Annotated in this window: 1 protein-coding gene; it reads left to right on the forward strand. The window is 39.5% G+C overall.

Features of this window, described 5'->3' with window-relative positions; all coding sequences use genetic code 11:
- Window positions 1–238 (forward strand): ABC transporter permease (locus tag R2R70_RS22985; protein ID WP_410979344.1); only part of this gene is annotated, 238 nt, incomplete at both ends.

Genomic DNA, 238 nt, shown 5'->3' on the forward strand with positions numbered 1-238 from the left:
GGCAACGGTGATTTTAACCTCGGCGGTGTTTGCGCTAGGTGGTTTAATTAACGCTATTTACGCTAATAGCTTTGATGACATTAGTATTATTCCCACATTTATACTTACTCCGCTAACGTACTTGGGTGGCGTATTTTATTCAATTACCTTGCTACCTGAGTTTTGGCAAAATGTATCGCAAATCAACCCTATCATCTATATGGTTAACGCATTTAGGTACGGGTTTTTAGGTGTATCG

Origin of the sequence: Cobetia sp. SIMBA_158 (assembly GCF_046566945.1) — a bacterium.
Taxonomy (GTDB): Bacteria; Pseudomonadota; Gammaproteobacteria; order Pseudomonadales; family Halomonadaceae; genus Cobetia; species Cobetia amphilecti.